A 20247-nucleotide genomic window follows, 5' to 3' on the forward strand; every position below is an offset into this window, starting at 1 on the left:
ATGGACGGGTGAGAGTGAGTATCAGACGTAGTCGATTGAGGAATCTGTGAGCCTAATTCTGGTACTTCTGACTTCAGCCGTGCTAATTGCTGCCTTCTTTGGAACACCTAAAGATGGTAACGGCGTAAAGCCTGCACTAAGCGCATACACCCTCGTACTATCCCTCTTTGCAGTCTATGCGGTCTTCCCTGCGGTCCTAATTTTGGCAAACGATTCGAAGTATCTGTGGGCGCCCAGCTTCTCCGAAAATCCGGCTCTTCCAGTTACACTGGGGCTCTGCCTGGTCGCACTGTTTGCCTTCCTGCTGGGGCATTTCGTCTTCTCCAGACGATCGAATCATAACCCGTTTGAGTGGGCTTCCAAGGTGAAGGACCACACACCTGTCTCACTCAAGGGAGTGCGAACTGCGATCGTATTGGTGCTAATCGGATTGGGACTGAAGATCTACTTCGTCCTTTCGTCAGGCGGACTCAACGAGACTGTGCAGCGACTGTCCGGGAGTATCCGCACAAACTCCGGTCTAGACCAACTCGACGCCAACGCAGTCGGACTGCGCACAGTTTCAGGAGTCGCTGACGGCGCAGCAGTTTGGCTGGTACTCCTTGCGCTGAAATCCAAACGGCACCGAACCTTAGCTTTTGCGGCGCTCCTCTTTGTTCTCGCACTCAGCTATACAACCATGGGCAAACGTCTCGGACTTCTCTGGCCCCTTTTGGCGGTTGTGATCGGCATACATCTTTTCGTCAAGAAAGTTGGAATTCGAGCCCTCCCAATCGGAGTCATCGCTTTCCTTGCCCTGACAATGGGAACCCTATTTTTCCGCATATTTCTGCCAGCCGCGTCCGCCGGCGTCGGCATCGACTTGAATACGGTCAGTTACTCCGGCGGATCTATCTTGGCTTTCTATTTCTATTCATTAGAATTCTCCACGGTAGAAATGATGACGGTTGCAATTTATGGAAGACAAGAGATAAACGATCTATTCGGCGGCCCCGTTCAAGCTTTCTGGGAGACGTCCATAGTTCCGTTCACGTACGTTATCCCAAGAACCATTTGGCCCGACAAACCCGAAAACATTTACGATCTGTCGCACGGCATCAGTGCCGTTTCAACCGGCACCCCGCTACAAAGCGTAGTGGGATATGCCTCCACCTTGGTTGGCACTAGCTATATTACCGCTGGAATAGCTGGCACCATAGTAGCCTTTTTAGCACTCGGCTGGCTGACCGCACGAGTCGACCGCAACATAATGAGAACAGATTGGTCCGTGAATACCGTCCTTCGATATTCATTTCTGCTCGTCGTCGTCTTCCATTTGTTCCGCCAAGGCACTATAGGGTGGGTCTTTATCATTGCCGTTGTACAACAACTTGGGTTTCTCGCGGGCATTGTGCTGCCGAGCATGATTGCTGCAGGAGGTACTAATTCTTCGTCGGCCGGGAAACTTTCGCCTCGTCTTCAAGGGGTTAAGATTGATTAACATTATTAGACCATTAAAAGATCTGAAGAGAATCGCCGTGACCACGATCCAAACGGTGGATGTCGCCGCCGTCAAATTTCGGTGGTTGAGGGCAAAACTCTTGCTCGGACACATTGGCGCTCGAGCTCGCCTTGCGAGCACAGTCAAGATCTACGCTGGACGTACTGTTCGCATTGGAAATCGAACAGTCCTAAACGACTTCGTCCACATATGGGGGGGCGGCGGAGTTGTTCTGGGCGACGACTGCCTGATCGCCGCGCACGTCGTAATTACTTCGCAGTCACACGATGTCGCGGCCGCAGCGCGCGGCCTCCTCTACTCACAAACGTCAGAAAAAAAGCCAGTGACAATTGGTGACAATGTTTGGGTAGGCTCGAACGTAACTATTCTGCCAGGCGTTACTATCGGAACCGGCGCGGTAATCGGTGCAGGGTCAGTTGTCTCACGCGATATCGAGCCCTACCATCTGGCCCTTGGTGTACCAGCAAAAGCAATACGGGCACTTAAATGAGCTACCATCTGCTCAATCTTAGACGCGCGTCCACGGTGGGTATAATCGCTACTCTGGCAGGCGGAATTTCGACATTTGTAGTGTTTCGCTTGTCAATTGAGCTGACTTCTTTGGCGGCAGTCGGGGCATGGGCTCTAATTCAGGGCATGTTCTTAATTGCCCGTATTTCCGACATTGGAACTGGCACCAACATAACTCGAGCTGTTGCTCACCCCATCAAACAGCGTGAATGGCCTCAAATCGGGCGCGTGGTGGCGGCCGGGACAATTCTAAGCGCCATTCCTGTCGCCCTGATCGGGGCAGCTCTGACGCCAGTAATAACTTGGTACGTGTCAAGGCAGTATGGATCACTTCTTGGCAACGAAAGCATCGCTGCACTCAGCCTTCTTGCATTCGTTGGCGGCCTGGTGAGCTCAATCGCAGCCGTCGTGATGTCGGCGCTCGAGGGAACTTTCAGAATCGTCTACAAAAGCTGGGCAACAGTCATCGCCAATCTAGCTGGGCTGGCAGCGGCGATTCCACTGCTCAAAGTAGTTGGCATCCCTGCGTTGGGGGTCCAGGGGGTCGTCGTGCCACTTATCCAACTTATCTTGTGCGGGGTCTATCTCGCTAGGGTATCTCTAGGACGTCGCCCAACAGGCCACACCCCTCTGGCTGCAATGATCCGATCGCTATGGAAGGAGAATCTCAGCCTTTCTGCCATAGGTCTTTGCCGACTTTCGTTTGAGCCCGCAACAAAATTCCTCCTTTCCCTAATTGCCCCACTCCCCTTCATTGCCGTTTTTGAGCTGGCGCTGCGTGTCTCGACTCAGATGAGAGTTACAGTTCAAGCCGCGGCCCAGCCACTTCTTGCCGTGGGTGCCCGCTCAAACGGACAATTGAATTCTGATGCGGGCTCTATATTTGGGGACGCCCAAGTCCGCCTGTCGCTTGTTGCTGTGATTTCAGGTGCGGTCGCCCTGATTTCATCACCCGTCATAAGTTGGTTCGGGCTCGGCTCATTTGAACCAATCTTTTTGGCGATATTTGCAATTCTTGTCGTCTCAAACACCGTGAATACCGCCGGACTGGTCGGGTACTACTACTTAGTTTCTGGCGCGAGACTGGGTTATCTATTAGTAGTCCATTTGCTCATGGCGCTACTTAATGTGCTTGGAGGTGCCGTGGCAGTCACTCTCCATTCCCCAATTACTGTTGTGCTGTCTTACGGAGCGGCATTCTGCCTCGGAGGAATTATGTCCTTCACCCCCCTGCGGAGTGCAATTCCTTCAGGTATGTGGAGCCGACAGTCGACCGGAATCGGGACCCCTGCATCAATTATGGCGATTATCTGGCTGGCAATCGCAATGGCCTCGGAAGTGGTACTCTTCCCCAAGGTCGGGACCGGCCTACAGATCGCAGCAGCTGGGGGCTCTAGTCTCTTGATGCTGGCCCTGTCGACGAAGCCCCTCAAACGCGCACTTGGGCGCACGAAAGAAGCTTAAATTGAACATCGCGGTCCTTTGTGCGGTTTACAATCGAAAAGAAACAACCATCCGCGGCCTAACCAGCCTACTCAAGGCAACGGCTGAGACTCCGTACAGTTTGGAGATTTTTCTACTTGACGACGGATCCAGCGACGGTACCGCCGAAAAGGTGGGAGAACTCTTTCCCGAAGTGACGATTATTTCGGGCTCAGGAGATCTTTATTGGAACCGAGGGATGTGCAAGGCTTTCGAAGCTAGTTTGGCTTCCAGGGATTACGACGCATATTTGCTGTTCAATGACGACGTCGAGGTGCTTCCTCAGTCTACGCAGACATTCTTTTCCGAGTATGAACGCCTAAACGCCATAAGGCCCACCATAGTTGTCGGTTCAACGATAAGCCGCTCCTCTGGTGAGACCACTTACGGTGCTTTCGTCGAGACATCACGCATCAAAGCTTTGGCATTTGCCTCCGTGGGTGCCGTCGACGAGACTACCGTCTGCGATACTTTCAACGGAAACTTCGTGCTCGTTCCGGGAGCCTTTTTCCGAAAGGTTGGGGGGCTCGACCCGAAGTATCACCATGGGCTCGGTGATATCGACTTAGGTTTGGTGGCCAGACGGCACGGGGTTAATTCAGTCCTCGCCAGCGATCCCATCGGATACTGCGAAAAGGGACAGCAACAGGATTCTCGTCTGGCTGACGCAGATCTCTTCCAGCGCTGGAGGTTGATATTCGGTGCTCCCAATGGCTTAGGGCCTTATAGTCACTTTGTGTGGAAGCACCGCTCACGCGTCTTGTTCCCGATCTATGTGGGACTGAATGTGGTCAAGAAGTTGACAAAGCTCGCTGGAATTAAGTGAGCGCTGTGTTACCGCCGAGCGAGGAACGGTCGTCGGCAAGGCTTGGGCACACCGAATGCTTCTCCTGAGTGCTGACCGGACCCTCACGGCGTAGACAGCAGAGCGGCCGGCAGATGTATTCCCGGGACGTGTGTCATCCCAGGAATCCCTTTCCCTCCGAACCACCGAGAGTCATTTTCCGGCCCTTCGCAGATGAGCGTGGTTAGGGCCGTCTGACGCCGAGGGCGGGAGCGTGTCCGGGTTGCTGCTGCGGCGTGGTGCGGGAGGAGAGAGGTCAGGGCCTCTTTGAATTGGTAGCGACCAAGCTTCCAAATAAAAAAGAGACCCTGATATGGCCAATGCTACTTCCTGCCCGGGTGGTCGCTGGTGCGAGCGGGCCGACGCGCTTCTTGGTGTCGACGGCATCCACGTCTGCTCTGTCACGGCGGCCGGGACCGGCCTGGTTCTTCACGTCGAGACAGCCGAATCCGTCAGCGGGTGTCCGGACTGCGGTGTCGTCGCGGTCGGGCACGGCCGCCGGCAGGTCCGGCTCCATGACACGCCGTGTTTCGGGCGGCCGGTGCGGCTGCTGTGGGCCAAACGTGTCTGGCGCTGCCCGGATCCTGGCTGCCCCAGAACCACCTTCACCGAAGAGCATGAGCTGGCCGGGCCCCGGGCTAAACTCACTGCCCGGGCCGTTGCGTGGGCGACCGACGGCCTGCAGCGTTTCGACACCTCCGTCTCCGCACTGGCCCACCAGCTCGGCGTCTCCTGGCACACGGCCTGGGACGCCATCAAGGCAGAGGCTGCCCGACGAATCGCAGCGACCGGCAGGCTGGCCGGGGTGAACGCGCTCGGAGTCGATGAGCATGTCTGGTCCCATACCGGCCCGCCCGGATCCGGGATGGTCACGGGGATCGTGGACCACACCCGCTACGGGAACGGCGTGGTGCACGCCCGGTTGCTGGACCTCGTCCCGGGCCGGTCCGGGAAGGCCTATGCCGACTGGCTCAAAGCCCGCGGCGAGGAATTCACCGCCGGCATCAAGACGGCAGCGCTGGATCCGTTCCGCGGCTACGCGAACGCGATCCGCGACGAACTGCCCGAAGCCATCACGGTGCTGGACGCGTTCCACGTCGTGAAACTGGGATCAGCCATGGTCGATGAGGTCCGCCGTCGCGTGCAGCAGGAGACCCTCGGGCACCGCGGCCGCAAGGGCGACCCGCTCTACGGGATCCGCCGGACCCTGCAGATCGGAGCCGAACACCTCACCGACAAACAGGCAGCCCGGCTCGACGCGAAACTCGCCCTCGGGGACCCGGACCACGAAGTCACCCTGGCCTGGCAGTGCTATCAGAAGCTCCGAAACATTTACCACGCCAGGCCGGAGCGGGGCAGGGAACTCGTCAACGAGGTGATCTCCTCGTTCCCGTCCTGTCCGATCCCGGAGGTCTCACGACTGGGCCGGACGCTCAAACAATGGAAGACGGCGATCTTGGCCTACTTCGACACCCACGGCGCGTCCAACGGGCCCACCGAAGCGATCAACGGCGTCATCGAAACCACCCGCAGAATCGCCCGCGGCTTCCGCAACTTCACCAACTACCGACTCAGATGCCTACTCGCCGCCGGCGGGCACCGCCCCTACCGGATCAAACAGACCAACCATGCCTAAATGCGAAGAGCCCATTTTCCGAGATGGCGCGGCCCAAACGGGTTACAGGGCTCTTCGTGGTTGGTGGGGAATTGAGTTCGTGTCGTTGAAGACAAGAGGGCCCGTGGCCCTACTGGGATGAGTGTGTCTAAGCGGCTCTTCACGGTTCGTGGTGATTGTTCTGCCGTGATGGATGTTCATGCCGCCGTCCGGACGGCGGCATGACACTCATCCCGAGAATCCCTTTCCCCACGAACCACCAAGAGCCGGTTAAAGCATCCACAAGCTGGTCCCGGAGCCGGCCGGTCAGCGGGTACCGCCCCGGGACCTGGGCGATAGATTCTTCCTATGCGTTCTGAATCTCACTATAGGTATCGATCCAGCGCTTCACGACGCTTTTCGTACCGAATTCTTGAATAACGCGAGAACGCCCGGCTTCCCCAATACGCAATCGCAGAGCTCGGTCTGCAACGAGTTTCTGAAGCGGGACTTTCGACGCCTCTGCACTATCTACGACGAAGGCGTCAATTCCGTTCCTTAGATCCAGTCCTTCCATAGCTATTGACGTGCCCACCACAGGAACGCCAGCAGCCAGCGACTGTATGGCTCGATTCTTTAGCCCAGTGCCAACCGAATCAGGGAGTAATACGATGTCAGCCTTCCGAAGCACGGCCAAATAGTCTTCAGCCCACGCTATGAACTTGTAATTTAGTCCTTCGAACCAAGAAGCGAATTCAGCGTTCAATTCAACTCTTCCAAGGATGGTGAACTCGACTGCTCGACGCCCAACGTATGAACGAAAGACCTTCCGCGCGAAAACTTTCAACGCATCGCGCATATGTTGTTGCCGAAGATCGGCGTAAACGAGAATATCAACTCGACGATGGAGTTGGGCTTCCCCTGCGAAATCTTCCGGTTTTGCCATTTCTTCGCCACTTAGTTCGGCGGGTAAAGAGACCGGAATCGCAATGACCGCGTCGAATCCGTGAATTTCTGACAGATAGCGCCGATCGTCATCCGAAACTACGTGCCAAATTGGGTTACCCCTACGCAACAAGCGCTCCACCCCGAGATAAACGAAACCAGTAGCAAAGTAGACAACTTTCGGCAGGAAACCATCAGCTTGTCGAAAAAATCTGAAGTTGCGTCTCGATCCCGGATCTATGAAGCTGAGGATGGATCTCGACGCCAGTCTGCGGGTTGAAACTGCACAGGCCGCGATTCCCTCAAAATGAATAACATCAACTTGCGACAAGTTGTACAATCGTCTCCGTAAAGGGCCCGCCGCTCGAGAGAACGGAAATAGATTTCGAATAGCCGAGACGAGGAGCGATCGTGGTTGCTCGGATGGCGGGCTGGCGAAAGCAATCCCGTGTTCGCGGTAGAGGGCTTCCTCATCCAGTGCTCTTAGCGACTTCACGAACCCATGAAGCTCGACCTCGACGCCTTGGTCTTTCAGTCCTCGTACTAGAAGCAAAGTTTGCTGGTGCAACCCTTCCGCGGGAGGGTAACTCAGATCCGAAACCACGTAGGCGACCCTCATGAACTTCGATCTTCCAGAGCATCGACGAGTCCGCTTACCATCGCTTCAACACTGTAACTCGAACCACAGGCATTTGAGATCTCGGCGCCTTTCGCTCGCCATGCCTGGCGGTCATCTACCATTTGCTTCATTTTCTGGGACAAGTCGTGAACGTCGTCCGTCCTAAAATATATGCAATTAGAGCCGTCTTCTACTGCTTCAATCTCTGGTGCGTGTGGTTCAGCACGGGATATTATCATTGGCACCCCAAAGCTGAGGCTCTGCGTCACTGAAAGCCCTACGTACCCTGGAGAAATGCTTGCAATAGCGCTGGAATACAAGGTCTTCAGGACTGAATAGTCCTCAACATGGCCCAAAATGAGCACTGAATCTGCGGCTGGCGATGTCTCTACTTTTCTCTTGAGTTGCTCGGACAAGGGTCCGGCTCCCACGATCACTAGTCTCAGACCGCTTCTGACCGCTAGAAGCTGCTCGAAGGCCTCAATTAATAGTAGTGGCTTTTTCTCGGAGTGAAGTCGTCCAACATATATAAAAGAATCACGGATACTCTCCTCGTCGAACATAAAATCTTCGCGTAGATAGAGCGCGTTTGGTGCAGCCCAAATTGGTAGACTGGGATGAATTTTAGTGAGCTGGTCAGCCTGCGTTCGAGTGTAGCAGATTACACCGGAGGAAAGTCGTCGCATCCTTGATCGCACAATATCTGAGCGGCTCTCCTGGCCTGCTCGAGGAAACGCATGTCCCCAAAGAAGAGTTCGCTTTCTTGCCAATCTCCGAAGAATTAGCAGTATCCACACACAAGGCATTCGAGGATTCAAGTCCATTACTAGCAGGTCGCTCTTCAAGTAGGTGAAGAAAGGAATTGACTGAATTACGACAGCGTGGGCTAGAATATAGTTCTTGACAATTATATGATCGAAGTCTTCACTTTGGATCAATCGAATGGATGGCTCCGGCGCTTTGTCTCCGCTGTATACCTCGAGATTGTCGCCAAAGTGTCGCTTAAGGCCCAACATTGTGTTCAAACGATAGCTCCCCAGTGAAGCGAAGCTCATAACAATTCTTGGTGTGCTATTACTCCGTTTGTAACTCGGTGAAGAACGCTTGAAATATTTGAGCAGACTCTGTGCTGGCATCTTTTTAGACATCGAATCTCCGCCCAATATAGCGCAGGGGGTTTCCGCCTACAATCTGATTTTCTTCAATCTCGCCTCGCACAACGCTCATTGGCGTCACCAGACATGATTTTCCGATTCGCGTCCCTCCCAGAACAACGCATCTTGATGTTATCCACACGCCGTCGCTGATCCATACGGGTGAGGTAACAAGGCCCATGTCGGAGCGATGGGAATGTGTACCCGTTGTCACGAAGGTCTCTTGTGAGATCACAGCATCCGAGCCGATGTAGACATGATCCTGGTTGTGAAACCACACCCCTTCTCCGATCCAGCTCCGGTCTCCGATGTGAAGCTTCCACGGGAACTTCACTCGAGTTCGAGGGCGAAACACGACGCCGGCCCCGATGTCTGCACCGAACAGACGCAAGATTTTGACCCTTAAGGAAGAACTGACCTGCCAAGAATTGGTAATGAAGAGAATCTCCGTGGCTGCCCAGAGGTAGATAAGAACTCTGGGCCTGTCCCAAGCCGCACGCTCGCCTGGGGCAAGCGATAGATCAATAACTGGTACAGCCTCGTGCGCAGCCGCGCGGTTTGACTCATCCGTCATACGTCCCCCGATAAGTGACTGAAGTCTTCCGCCAACTATTGTTGCATCTGTGAGCACAGACAACTTCAAGATCGTCATTATGGGTCTTCACTACGCCCCTGAGTCCACTGGCAACGCACCGTATACAACCGGGCTTGCAGAGGGACTCTCGTCTAGAGGTCACACCGTACAAGTCCTCACCGGCTACCCGCATTATCCTGAATGGAAAGTTCATGCTGGCTACAAGGGCTGGTCCAGCCGAGAAGTAGTCAACGGCGTTCGCGTCAAGCGCTTTCGTCATCATGTCCCTACCCGTCCAACATCGCTGAGCCGGCTACATATGGAGCTCAGCTTCGGCGTTCGCCTCCTGTTTGCCCGATGGGGCCGCCCCGACGTGATCATCTTGGTCAGCCCGGCCCTTTTCTCCGTCGGGGTCGCCTCCCTGCGTTACAAACTAAGTCGGAACCGACCCGCTATTGCAATTTGGGTGCAGGACCTATATAGCCGCGGCGTCGTTGAGGCCGGGAATGGCAGTCGCGGTTTCGGCAAGTTGGCCATCTGGTTGGAGGCACGAATTCTTACGTCGGGGGATGGCGTTGTTGCGATACACGAACGATTCGCACGTTACATCATCGCGTCGCTTCACGGTTCCCACAGTTCCACGAGGGTCGTCAGGAATTGGACTCACTTACCCGAGGCCCCATGTTCAGATCGGCGTGATACCAGAGCTAGCCTCGGATGGTCTGAGGACGAGATCATCGTCCTGCACGCAGGGAACATGGGGAAGAAACAAGGCCTTCACAATGTCGTAACAGCTGCAAAGTACGCTGAGACCATAAAAAGCAAGGTTCGATTTGTACTGATGGGCGACGGGAACCAGAAGATGCGGCTGATCGCAGCATCGGCGGGAATTTCAAACATAGATTTCGTCGATTCTCTCCCCCAGAGGGATTTCCAAGCTGCTATGAGGGCTGCGGACGTTCTGCTAGTCAATGAACTTCCCGGGGTAAAAGACATGTCGGTGCCGAGCAAGCTAACTTCCTACTTCAGCGCGGGTGTGCCCGTTTTGGCCGCGACAGACGAGGGGAGCGTTACTGCTTCAGAAATTGAGGCATCATCGGCGGGGGTTAGGGTCAACGCGAATGACCCGCAAGGCCTTGTGCAAGCGGCCGAGGAGCTCGCGCAAGATCCAGAACTCGCGGCGAGACTCGGCGACAATGGCATAAGATTCACACGAGACACACTGTCGGCAGGCGCGGCCATCGACCAGTTCGATGACTACGTTAGGCACTTGGCACAATCGCGTAGTCGATGAGTCGAGATTTCCTCTTATCGCATACTTGGGGGCACTATGAAGAAACGCGCATTTATCACTGGTATTACCGGACAGGACGGGTCCTATCTGGCGGAACTCCTCCTCAGCAAGGGCTACGAGGTCCATGGACTTATCCGTAGGGCATCAACTTTCAACACGGCACGGATTGACCATTTGTATGTCGACCCGCATGATCCGAAAGCGAAGCTTTTCCTTCACTACGGCGATCTGAGCGACGGTGCACGACTTGTGACTCTGATGGCGGAGATCCGTCCAGATGAGGTCTACAACCTCGCAGCACAGTCGCACGTACGAGTTTCCTTTGACGAGCCGGAACACACTGGCGACACAACAGGTGTCGGATCCATCCGCCTTCTCGAAGCCGTGCGGATGTCCGGCATCGAAACGAAGTTCTATCAGGCTTCATCGTCCGAGATGTTTGGTGCCACCCCGCCTCCACAGAATGAAGAAACACCCTTCTACCCGCGCTCCCCCTATGGGGCCGCTAAAGTCTATAGCTACTGGGTGACGAAGAACTACCGCGAGGCTTACGGAATGTTTGCCGTCAATGGAATCTTGTTCAACCACGAATCGCCCCGGCGCGGCGAAACGTTTGTGACGCGCAAGATCACGCGAGCCGTGGCCGCGATCAAGTCCGGCAAGCAGGATCTGCTTTACATGGGCAACCTAGACGCAGTCCGTGACTGGGGCTATGCAGCGGAGTACGTCGAGGGAATGTGGCGCATGCTGCAAGTTGACGAACCCGACGACTTTGTTTTGGCTACTGGCGGTAACTACACCGTTCGCGACTTCCTTCAAATCTCCTTTGAGCACGCCGGCCTGAACTGGGAAGACCATGTTCGCTTTGACGAGCGCTACCTACGACCCACAGAGGTAGACGCGCTCGTGGGCGACGCATCAAAAGCCCACGAGAAGCTTGGGTGGAAGGCAACCGTCCACACCCCAGAGCTGGCTCGAATCATGGTGGAGGCTGACATCGAAGCCTTGAAGCACGCTGGCAAAGACTGGATCGACGGTGTCGATCTCGATAGTTGGAAGAACTGATGTCCGAGACCGTCTCATTCACGCCTGGCAAGCTTGATCGCAGCTCGACCTTCTATGTGGCAGGACATCGCGGCCTCGTGGGGTCCGCCATCTGGCGCAAGCTGGAGATCGAAGGTTTCACGGAACTCGTCGGCAAGACTTCCACAGAACTGGATCTCAAGGACCGGAACGCCGTCTTTGAGTTTCTTGCGAGGAGCAAACCACGCTATCTAGTTTTGGCTGCCGCAAAGGTGGGCGGCATCCTCGCGAACAACACTTATCCCGTGGACTTCCTGAGCGACAATTTGCGGATCCAAGTGAACGTTCTCGATGCAGCGCGTGAGCACGGCGTTGAGAGGCTCCTCTTCTTGGGATCATCTTGCATCTATCCAAAGTTCGCGGATCAGCCAATTCGAGAGGATTCGCTTCTCACGGGGCACCTTGAACCCACCAACGACGCCTATGCGATTGCGAAAATCGCGGGCATCATGCAGGTCCAGGCTGTTCGCCGGCAATATGGGCTTCCGTGGATATCTGCAATGCCTACTAATCTCTATGGCCCGGGGGACAACTTCTCACCAGAAGGCTCTCATGTGTTGCCGGCATTAATCCGTCGATACGACGAAGCCGCCAAGTCTGGCGCTCCCGTGGTAACCAACTGGGGCACGGGTTCACCCAGGCGGGAATTCCTACACGTAGACGACATGGCCGCGGCTTGCCTTCACCTGATGGAGAACTACGACGGCCCAGAACAGGTGAATGTCGGTACCGGCATGGATGTCACTATCCAGGAACTGGCTGAGATAGTAGCCAACGCTGTCGGATTCCGCGGAGTCATCGAGTGGGACACGTCCAAACCAGATGGCACGCCACGAAAGTTGCTGGACGTTTCCAGACTCTCTGAGGCCGGATGGTCTGCTTCCATTGGCTTGGAAGAGGGAATCGGCTCCACCGTGGACTGGTACCGCGAAAACGCTGGCAGAACAAGAGAATAAGAGGCAAGTCTTGGGGGGCAGCACATCTCACGTTGAAGAAGTTCATCAATCCGACTCAGCTTCGAGAAGCCAGAGTTGGCGGGACAAGTATGTGAAACGACTAAGGTTTATCGACGCATTCGTTGTCATCTGGGCTATTGCCGGTGCATATGGAGTTCGCTTCGGATTCATGGACATCGACAGGCCCATTCCTCGCGATGTGGACTACTTCCTACTCTCCGCGATCTTGATCCTTAGCTGGTGGCTCATGTTGGAATTCTGGGGAACGCGCGAAGCCAAGGTCCTTGGCACGGGTTCCGAAGAGTACAAACGAGTAATCGCAGCGTCTGCATGGCTATTTGGCTTCGTGGCAGTCGTCTCGTACGCTCTCCGAATCGACACCGCAAGAGGATTTGTTGGACTTGCTTTCCCTTCGGGGGCTTTGGGCCTCCTCGTAGCGAGATGGCTTGTCCGGCAGCACTTAGGCGTTGATAGAAAACATGGCCGCAGTACGTCCAGAGTCCTGATAATAGGCAGTCTTAATTCTGCAGCCCACCTTGTGCGTTCGCTGAGGAGCCAGCCGTCGGCAGGTTATTCGCCAGCCGCTGCGCATCTTCCCGGGGTTAGTGTCGACGCTTCACAGTCCGCTCTACTGGGTGTTCCCCTTACAGGGACCGCTTCCGATGTTCCTTCCATCCTTTCTGTGATCGAAAGAACAGAGGTGGACGCAGTCGCGATCTCTGACGGCGCCTTGCTGAGCCCCGAGAACCTCCGCAAACTCGGCTGGGAACTGGCCGCTCGTGACATTGGGATGATTTTGGCTCCAGCATTGACGGATGTTGCGGGTCCACGTATTCATACCCAGCCCGTGGCCGGCCTCCCCCTGATCCATGTCTCTACACCCAAACTCACGGGCGGCAAGAAGGTTGCGAAGAGAGCTTTCGATGTCGTAGGCGCCGGCCTGCTGACGCTCGCAATGTCCCCGCTGTTCGTCTTCCTGGCTTGCCTCGTAAAGACCACAAGTCCGGGGCCGGTCTTCTACTCGCAAGAACGAGTGGGCCTGCGCGGCACAACCTTCAGAATGCTGAAGTTCAGATCCATGAAAGTGAATGCCGATTCCGAACTCATTAAACTGCTCGCGGCACAAGGTTCAAACCACACACCCCTTTTCAAGGTAGAGAACGATCCCCGAATAACGCCTGTAGGCCGGTTCCTTCGAAAGTATTCTTTGGACGAATTACCCCAACTGCTCAACGTTCTGGGCGGAAGTATGAGCCTCGTCGGGCCACGTCCCCAGAGAGAAGGTGAAGTGGCGCTCTACGACGACGCAGCAACACGGCGCTTGTACGTGAGCCCAGGGATGAGCGGACTCTGGCAGGTTAGTGGTCGCTCAAATCTTAGCTGGGAGGAAAGCATCCGTCTGGACCTGTACTACGTTGAGAACTGGTCACTGATGGGAGACGCGGTCATCTTGTTTAAGACATTCAAAGCTGTTTTCGCGGGCCATGGCGCCTACTAACCACCTCTGACGCAGAACGACCCTCTGGGGAAGGCAACAAAATGCGCATTTCAGTCATCGGCTGCGGCTACCTCGGTGCCGTACACGCCGCCTGTATGGCCAAGCTCGGACACGAGGTGATTGGCATCGATGTGGACGAGCGGAAAATCAGCACTCTCTCCGCTGCCCGTGCCCCCTTCTTCGAGCCAGGTTTGGATGAGCTCCTTGGGGACGTGCAGGAAACCGGACGACTGTCATTCACCGCTGACATGTCCATGGCTAAAGGGAACAACGTCCATTTCATTTGCGTAGGCACACCCCAGAAGACGGGGGAAAACGGGGCCGACCTCCGCCATGTGGATGCGGCCATGCAAGCGCTCCTCCCCCACGTCGGGCCAGGGGACCTTGTGGTAGGTAAATCCACAGTCCCTGTGGGGACCGCCTCCCGTCTGGCTGCCAGCTTGGCCGAAAGTGAACCCAACGCCCACCTTGTGTGGAACCCCGAGTTCCTCCGCGAAGGACACGCAGTCAATGACACGCTTTCCCCGGATCGGCTAGTTTACGGTGTGGTCGACGGCTCGGAAGATCACTCCGCCGTTTCGGTACTAGATGAGGTCTACGCTGCACCAATCTCTGACGGCACTCCTCGATTGGTCATGGACCACCCCACCGCCGAACTTGTCAAAGCCGCCGCCAACTCCTTCCTGGCCACCAAGATCTCCTTCATCAACGCCATGGCGGAGGTCTGCGAAGCAGCAGGGGCAGATGTCACACGGCTAGCCGACGCCATTGGAATGGATGACAGAATCGGTCGCAAATTCCTCAACGCCGGCATCGGTTTTGGTGGTGGATGCCTCCCCAAGGACATTCGCGCCTTTATGGCCCGAGCCGGCGAGCTCGGCGCGGACCAGGCGTTGACCTTCCTCCGAGAAGTGGACTCGATCAACATGCGTCGCCGCACGCGGGTCGTGGAGCTAACACGCGAACTGTGCGGAGGAAGTCTGCTAGGACACCGCGTCACGGTGCTCGGCGCTGCCTTCAAACCCGAGAGCGACGATGTCCGGGACTCGCCCGCGCTCAGCATCGCGGCCCAACTCCAGCTCCAAGGCGCCGTCGTAACAGTCACTGACCCGAAGGCATTGAATAACGCCGCCAAACGCTTCCCTGAACTCCAGTATGAGCTGGATTTAGAAACGGCTATCGCCGGAGCCGATACCCTCCTCTTGCTCACCGAATGGCAGCAATACAAAGACCTTGACCCCTTCGAAGTGAGCAGCGGCGTTGCCGGGCTTCGGATACTGGACGGACGAAACGCCCTTGATGCTGCAAAATGGCGCGCCGCCGGTTGGCACTACCGCGGACTCGGAAGGCCTTAAGCGTGACCGACACCAAACAATCCAAAACCACCCCAGATGAACCCCAGTCAAGGCGGACCAACGGCAAAGATGCTCCGGGCAACCGGCGCCGTCTGCTTATTGCCGGAATTTGCCTTGGAGCCATCCTAGTCATCTCAGGAGTCGTGCTTCTTTGGCTGGGCGCCAAGGGCTCCATCATCAAGACAGAGCTTGAGGCATCCACCCAGTTGGTGCCCAAACTCAAAGAGAACATCCTCGAGAACCGCCCGGCCGACGCCACCGCCCTTGTTGACGAGCTTCGGAGACACACCGCGGCCGCCCGGGACGCCGCGTCCGATCCCGTCTGGTCCCTGGCCTCGGCCACGCCATGGCTCGGCGCGAACTTCTCCGCCGCGACTGAAATAGCCCGCTCAGCAGACGACGTGGCCACTCTGGGCGTCACTCCCTTGGTGAAGGTGTATGACTCTCTAAACTGGGACAAGCTGATGCCGGGTGCAAGCGGAACGGACTTGGAACCGATCCGAAAGGCGGCCCCAGCTGTTGCGTCCGCCGCACACGCCGTGAGCGCCTCGGCTGCACGGCTGAACGGGATCGACGCCAGCGGGCTTCTTCCCCAGATCGCCGGGCCGCTGACACAAGCCAGAGAGCAACTTAGCTCCGTTGTGGACGAGTTGGACACGGCATCCGACGCGGCAGGCTTAGCCCCGGCCATGTTGGGCTCCGATAAGCCGCGCCACTACCTGCTGCTGGTGCAGAATAATGCCGAGGCCCGAGCCACCGGTGGCATTCCCGGCGCATTGGTAGTGCTAACTGCAGACAAAGGCAAAATCAGTCTCTCCGCTGAAACCAGCGCCACCGAGCTTGGAGTGTTCAACCCGCCAGTAGCCGTCGATGCTGAGCAACAGCGCATCTACACCGACCGTTTGGGCACGTTCATGCAGGACGTCAACTTCACTCCCGATTTCCCCACCTCAGCTACTACAGCGTTGAAGATGTGGGAACAGAAAAAGGGAGAACACCTGGACGGAGCGATTTCCATCGATCCTGTGGCTCTCGGCTACATCCTGGACGTCACAGGACCCGTCGGCCTTGAAGACCCTCAGATAATTGCTCTGACCGAAGGAAAGCTGCCGACCCAGCTCACCGGCAAGAACGTGGTGAACACCCTGCTCTCCGATGTGTATGTCCAAATCAAAGATCCAAAGATGCAGGACATCTACTTCGCTGGCGTGGCCAAGGAAATCTTCAGTGCTCTGTCTTCTGGCAAAGGGGAGGCGAAAAGCCTTCTTGCAGGCGTCGGGAAAGGCGTAGAAGAACACAGGGTCCTGCTCTGGTCTGGGGACACGACAGAACAGTCCATTCTCGCGAAGTACTCGCTCAGCGGCTCCATTTCCGGCCCCAGCGTTCCGTCGGCCCAGTTCGGTGCGTATTTCAATGACGGTACCGGAGCCAAAATGGACTATTACGTGAAACGCACGGTTCAGCTGATCCAGCAATGCGCGGGTGCCGACGGTTATGGGACTGTCAAGGTTCGAATCACAAGCACGAACACCGCACCTGCCGATGCGGCAACTTCATTGCCGGCGTACGTTACCGGCGGCGGAGCCTATGGGGTGCCGCCAGGCACGGCCCAAAGTAATGTGATCGCCTACGGCCCTGCCCAAGCCCAAGTTGAAACCGCCACCCAAGATGGGAAAACAGTTCCGTTCGGTGCGCAACTCCACGACGATCGACCAGTAGGCACCCTCTCCGTGCGGCTGGCGCCAGGGCAGAGCAGCACGGTGGAATTCACTTTCGGGAAGATCGTCCAACACAGTCAGGCCGAAGTGGTAGTAACACCAACTGTCCAATCCATGGACAAGGTAATACTCCCGACTCAATCGGCAAGCTGTGGGGCCACGGGATAGACAGGGTGTTAACCCTTTGTAACGAGTTTGGATTTACTTTGCGGTAAGTAGCCTTAGGATGGTAACTTCTCTCTTGGGTGGGTCTCAGATTTCAGTTCACGTGTTTGTGGTGGATGAAATCACATCATCACGATGAATTACGTATCAGGTCTCAAGCACGTACCAAGGTCTCAGGGGGACAAAAATGAAGAAATCACTTGCAGTGCTCGCACTTGCGAGCACCATCGCTCTTGCCGCTTCGGCTCCAGCAATGGCCGTCGACTACCCGGCGCCGGTCCCGGGCACCGTTTCTAGCGCGACCGTGACGGTGGGCGGGACGGTCGTATTCTCAGGAACCGGCTTCAAGCCGGGCGAAATCATCACCATCACAATCACCTTTACTGCCGCTCCTCAGGGCGCAGCAGCACCCGGCACGAGCAATGGCCTTGCGATGGCCGTACCGGGAGCCCTTCACTTGGCACCCACGACGGTGACCGCTGTTGCTAACAGCTCCGGCGCCTTCTCCACCGACGTTGCGCTGACCGCGGCAGGTACGTACCAGCTGACGGCCTTCGGCACAGAGTCCCACCACAGCGTCACGGCAACAGTTGTTGCCGCCGGAGTCAGCGGCGCGGGTCTTGCAAACACCGGCGGTGCAGGCCTTGCCAACACCGGTGGTACCGGCTTGGCCAATACGGGCGTCGATTCCAGCCTGATCCTTTGGGGCCTGGTTGGCGCTGGCGCACTCGTAGCCGGCACGGCCTCCGTAGTGGTGGTTCGCCGCCGCGCAAAGAACGAAACCGTAGCCGCAGCCTAACCGCAAAACAAAAGGAGGGGTTGTTTCCGGTGATCCGGAAACAACCCCTCCTTGTTTGCGCATGCGGTAATTTGTGAACATGGGGAGACATTGGCGACGCCGCAAGCGGCTGAGCTTCAGGGTGGGTTTTCCGTTGATTCCACGGATTCCAGCTATTCCGAGTCAGGCCTGGCCGATCATATTTCTGATTCTGCTGGCCGTGGTTTCCTTCGGCGTGGCTGCCTTCGCGCTGATGCGGCACTCGTGAAATCGCGCTCTTGCCAGAAATCGCTTGCCCGCGGTGGACGACGACGCTGGAGTCTTGTGGGCTATTTCGTTGTACTGGCATTCATCGCTTTTTGGCCGACCCCAGTGGACAAGCCGGCAGCAGGCGATCTTGCAGTCCTCTTGGATTTGCTGCACCGAAATGGCATACCCGAATGGATCAACTACGGATTCGTCGAGGCCTCGGCCAATATACTCCTCTTTGCACCTGCAGGGCTTCTTCTTGCACTCACGCTTCGCCGCAAGCGATGGTGGCAGCTCCTTGCGCTCGGCGCGGCTATATCAAGCACGGTAGAACTCGGCCAGCTCCTGTTCCTGCCACACCGATTTTCAAGCTTGCAGGACATCCTCATGAACACCCTTGGAGTCGGCCTCGGACTGCTGGTTGCGGCTGTGTTGAAGTGGCTTCCGCTGAGCACCGCCCGGCCTTGAATGAGACTTGATGTCCGGCGTGTTAAGTTGTAAATCATAGGCGCCACGCCTGCCAGCTAGTGAAAGAGCTACACCTTTGGAATCGCCCCAACCCATTCGGATACTGACAGTTTGCACCGGGAACATCTGCCGCTCCCCGGTAGCCGAACGCTTGCTTCAGGCAGGCCTGGACCAGGTCATCCCCGGCGGCTTCGAAGTCCGCAGTGCCGGCACCCGCGCCATGGTGGGCAACCCCATCCAGCCGCTGTCGGCCGACATCATCCGCACTTACGGCGGCACACCCGAAGACTTTGCTGCACGGCAGCTCACCTCAAAAATCCTGAGGGAATCTGACCTGGTACTCACCATGGCGTCCCACCACCGCGGGGAAGTTCTGCAGCAGGACGCCTCCCTGCTCAAGCGGACGTTCACCATCCGCGAGTTCGCCCGGATGGTGACGGCCCTTGAGGAGCGAGGCGACGCACCGCCGTCGGGCTCTGACTACACCCAACTATGGCGAGAACTGCCGGCACGGGCATCCTCCGTGCGTCACCTCGTCCTCGCGGCGAAATCCGCGGACAACGACGTCGCCGACCCTTACAAACAGGGTGCCGAGGCGTACCTGCGGATGGAAGACGAACTGGCTCCCGCAATCCTCAGGATTCTCCGCTACGCGCGGTTAAGCATGCAGCCGTCCTAGCCGAGGAATTCCTTCATCCAGGTTTTGAGGTCTTCACCGAACTCGGCCCGCTCGGACGCCAGCGTGATGACGGCCGTCAGGTAGCTGAGCTTGTCACCAGTGTCGTAGCGACGTCCACGGAAGATGACCCCGTAAACGCCCGCGCCTTCTCCGTCGCCCTTTGCGAGCGTCTGGAGTGCGTCGGTCAGCTGGATCTCGCCGCCGCGCCCGGGGCCGGTCGCCTCGAGGACATCGAACACAGCCGGGTGCAGGACATAGCGTCCAATGACAGCCAAGTTTGATGGCGCTTCTTCAACAGAAGGCTTCTCCACGAGGCTGTTGACCCGGACTTGGCTCATTTGATTAGACGATATGAAGTCGAACGGGTTAGCTGACCCTACTTAGATAGGCGCTGTGATCGACCGTTGCACCAACCTACGATTAACCCGGACGTCGCCCCGGAGTCTCTCCTGTGCGTTGTCTAGAGGGGACCCATCCGGTAAAGGAAAGCGGCCATTGCGTCGCGGCTGATGGACTGCAGCGGACGGTAGGACCGTGCCCCGCCGGCCTCCGCCCAGCCGGTGGAGATACCCTTCTCCGACATCCAGGCCATCTCCTTATAGAACTGCTGTCCCGTGGACACATCCGTGAACGGCGACACCGCCGGCGGCGTGTATGCCGGGGATCCGGCCATCCGGTAAAGGAAGGCGGCCATTGCGTCGCGGCTGATGGACTGCAGCGGACGGTAGGACCGTGCCCCGCCGGCCTCCGCCCAGCCGGTGGAGATACCCTTCTCCGACAT

At 56.9% G+C, this 20247-nt stretch carries 17 protein-coding genes and 1 pseudogene; 14 read left to right on the top strand and 4 right to left on the bottom strand.

The genetic code is table 11. The features are described from left to right. The first annotated feature begins 46 nt into the window (after positions 1 to 46). The 5 genes from AB0O52_RS07510 to AB0O52_RS07530 all read left to right on the top strand — a co-directional run bounded on the left by AB0O52_RS07510 (position 47) and on the right by AB0O52_RS07530 (position 5973). Positions 47 to 1480 (top strand): O-antigen polymerase, encoded by a 1434-nt coding sequence (locus AB0O52_RS07510; RefSeq protein ID WP_364535531.1) that lies wholly within the window; start codon positions 47 to 49, stop codon positions 1478 to 1480. Beyond that, on the top strand, positions 1473 to 1991 hold the full coding sequence (locus tag AB0O52_RS07515; protein WP_364535534.1) for an acyltransferase: 519 nt from the start codon (positions 1473 to 1475) through the stop codon (positions 1989 to 1991). The genes AB0O52_RS07510 and AB0O52_RS07515 overlap by 8 nt, the downstream gene beginning before the upstream one ends. Further along, positions 1988 to 3475 (top strand): hypothetical protein, encoded by a 1488-nt coding sequence (locus AB0O52_RS07520; RefSeq protein WP_364535537.1) that lies wholly within the window; start codon positions 1988 to 1990, stop codon positions 3473 to 3475. Before AB0O52_RS07515 ends, AB0O52_RS07520 begins: the two co-directional genes overlap by 4 nt. 1 nt (position 3476) lies before the next feature. Beyond that, a complete protein-coding gene (locus tag AB0O52_RS07525) occupies positions 3477 to 4319 on the top strand; it encodes a glycosyltransferase (protein ID WP_364535540.1) in 843 nt (280 codons plus the stop codon). Between the two features lie 331 nt (positions 4320 to 4650). Then, positions 4651 to 5973: an ISL3 family transposase gene (locus tag AB0O52_RS07530; protein WP_364535542.1), complete on the top strand. Its 1323-nt coding sequence runs from the start codon at positions 4651 to 4653 to the stop codon at positions 5971 to 5973. Between the two features lie 325 nt (positions 5974 to 6298). Here AB0O52_RS07530 and AB0O52_RS07535 read toward each other — a convergent pair whose 3' ends face one another. Together AB0O52_RS07535 and AB0O52_RS07540 are read right to left on the bottom strand one after the other, a co-directional pair. Beyond that, complete coding sequence (locus AB0O52_RS07535) at positions 6299 to 7480, bottom strand: glycosyltransferase family 4 protein (RefSeq protein ID WP_364535545.1); 1182 nt, start codon at positions 7478 to 7480, stop codon at positions 6299 to 6301. 11 nt (positions 7481 to 7491) lie between these two features. After that, the gene (locus tag AB0O52_RS07540; RefSeq protein ID WP_364535548.1) at positions 7492 to 8058 is read right to left on the bottom strand and encodes a glycosyltransferase; all 567 of its coding nucleotides are present in this window, start codon (positions 8056 to 8058) and stop codon (positions 7492 to 7494) included. Positions 8059 to 9272: 1214 nt separating this feature from the next. Here AB0O52_RS07540 and AB0O52_RS07545 point away from each other — a divergent pair. The 9 genes from AB0O52_RS07545 to AB0O52_RS07585 all read left to right on the top strand — a co-directional run bounded on the left by AB0O52_RS07545 (position 9273) and on the right by AB0O52_RS07585 (position 19466). Further along, a complete protein-coding gene (locus AB0O52_RS07545) occupies positions 9273 to 10517 on the top strand; it encodes a glycosyltransferase family 4 protein (RefSeq protein ID WP_364535551.1) in 1245 nt (414 codons plus the stop codon). 36 nt (positions 10518 to 10553) lie between these two features. After that, a complete protein-coding gene (gmd, locus tag AB0O52_RS07550) occupies positions 10554 to 11582 on the top strand; it encodes a GDP-mannose 4,6-dehydratase (RefSeq protein ID WP_364535554.1) in 1029 nt (342 codons plus the stop codon). Further along, positions 11582 to 12556: a GDP-L-fucose synthase gene (locus AB0O52_RS07555; RefSeq protein ID WP_364535620.1), complete on the top strand. Its 975-nt coding sequence runs from the start codon at positions 11582 to 11584 to the stop codon at positions 12554 to 12556. Before gmd ends, AB0O52_RS07555 begins: the two co-directional genes overlap by 1 nt. Before the next feature lie 91 nt (positions 12557 to 12647). After that, a complete protein-coding gene (locus tag AB0O52_RS07560; RefSeq protein WP_364535557.1) occupies positions 12648 to 14054 on the top strand; it encodes a sugar transferase in 1407 nt (468 codons plus the stop codon). Positions 14055 to 14095: 41 nt separating this feature from the next. Beyond that, on the top strand, positions 14096 to 15409 hold the full coding sequence (locus AB0O52_RS07565) for a UDP-glucose/GDP-mannose dehydrogenase family protein (RefSeq protein WP_364535560.1): 1314 nt from the start codon (positions 14096 to 14098) through the stop codon (positions 15407 to 15409). A gap of 2 nt (positions 15410 to 15411) precedes the next feature. Then, positions 15412 to 17295, top strand: coding sequence for a DUF4012 domain-containing protein (locus AB0O52_RS07570; RefSeq protein ID WP_364535563.1), 1884 nt, complete (start codon positions 15412 to 15414; stop codon positions 17293 to 17295). Between the two features lie 184 nt (positions 17296 to 17479). Next, positions 17480 to 18091, top strand: a complete 612-nt coding sequence (locus tag AB0O52_RS07575) for an LPXTG cell wall anchor domain-containing protein (RefSeq protein WP_364535566.1) — start codon at positions 17480 to 17482, stop codon at positions 18089 to 18091. A gap of 51 nt (positions 18092 to 18142) precedes the next feature. Continuing rightward, positions 18143 to 18787, top strand: a complete 645-nt coding sequence (locus AB0O52_RS07580) for a VanZ family protein (RefSeq protein ID WP_364535569.1) — start codon at positions 18143 to 18145, stop codon at positions 18785 to 18787. Between the two features lie 76 nt (positions 18788 to 18863). Continuing rightward, complete coding sequence (locus AB0O52_RS07585; RefSeq protein ID WP_364535571.1) at positions 18864 to 19466, top strand: low molecular weight phosphatase family protein; 603 nt, start codon at positions 18864 to 18866, stop codon at positions 19464 to 19466. Here AB0O52_RS07585 and AB0O52_RS07590 read toward each other — a convergent pair. Both AB0O52_RS07590 and AB0O52_RS07595 read right to left on the bottom strand, forming a co-directional pair. Then, positions 19463 to 19795: pseudogene (locus tag AB0O52_RS07590) on the bottom strand (sugar phosphate nucleotidyltransferase); the annotation flags it as partial. The gene AB0O52_RS07585 and the pseudogene AB0O52_RS07590 sit on opposite strands and share 4 nt — an antisense overlap. 131 nt (positions 19796 to 19926) lie before the next feature. Then, a partial coding sequence (locus AB0O52_RS07595) for an S-layer homology domain-containing protein (protein WP_364535573.1) occupies positions 19927 to 20247 on the bottom strand: 321 nt, incomplete at its 5' end.

The sequence above is a fragment of the Arthrobacter sp. NPDC080073 genome (assembly GCF_040686575.1).
Classification (GTDB): Bacteria; Actinomycetota; Actinomycetes; order Actinomycetales; family Micrococcaceae; genus Arthrobacter.

Coding starts and splice junctions, on each gene's coding strand:
- AB0O52_RS07520 (WP_364535537.1), top strand. CDS start 1,988: ATGAGCTACCATCTGCTCAATCTTAGACGCGCGTCCACGGTGGGTATA.
- AB0O52_RS07530 (WP_364535542.1), top strand. CDS start 4,651: ATGGCCAATGCTACTTCCTGCCCGGGTGGTCGCTGGTGCGAGCGGGCC.
- AB0O52_RS07540 (WP_364535548.1), bottom strand. CDS start 8,058: ATGTTCGACGAGGAGAGTATCCGTGATTCTTTTATATATGTTGGACGA.
- gmd (WP_364535554.1), top strand. CDS start 10,554: ATGAAGAAACGCGCATTTATCACTGGTATTACCGGACAGGACGGGTCC.
- AB0O52_RS07555 (WP_364535620.1), top strand. CDS start 11,582: ATGTCCGAGACCGTCTCATTCACGCCTGGCAAGCTTGATCGCAGCTCG.
- AB0O52_RS07565 (WP_364535560.1), top strand. CDS start 14,096: ATGCGCATTTCAGTCATCGGCTGCGGCTACCTCGGTGCCGTACACGCC.
- AB0O52_RS07575 (WP_364535566.1), top strand. CDS start 17,480: ATGAAGAAATCACTTGCAGTGCTCGCACTTGCGAGCACCATCGCTCTT.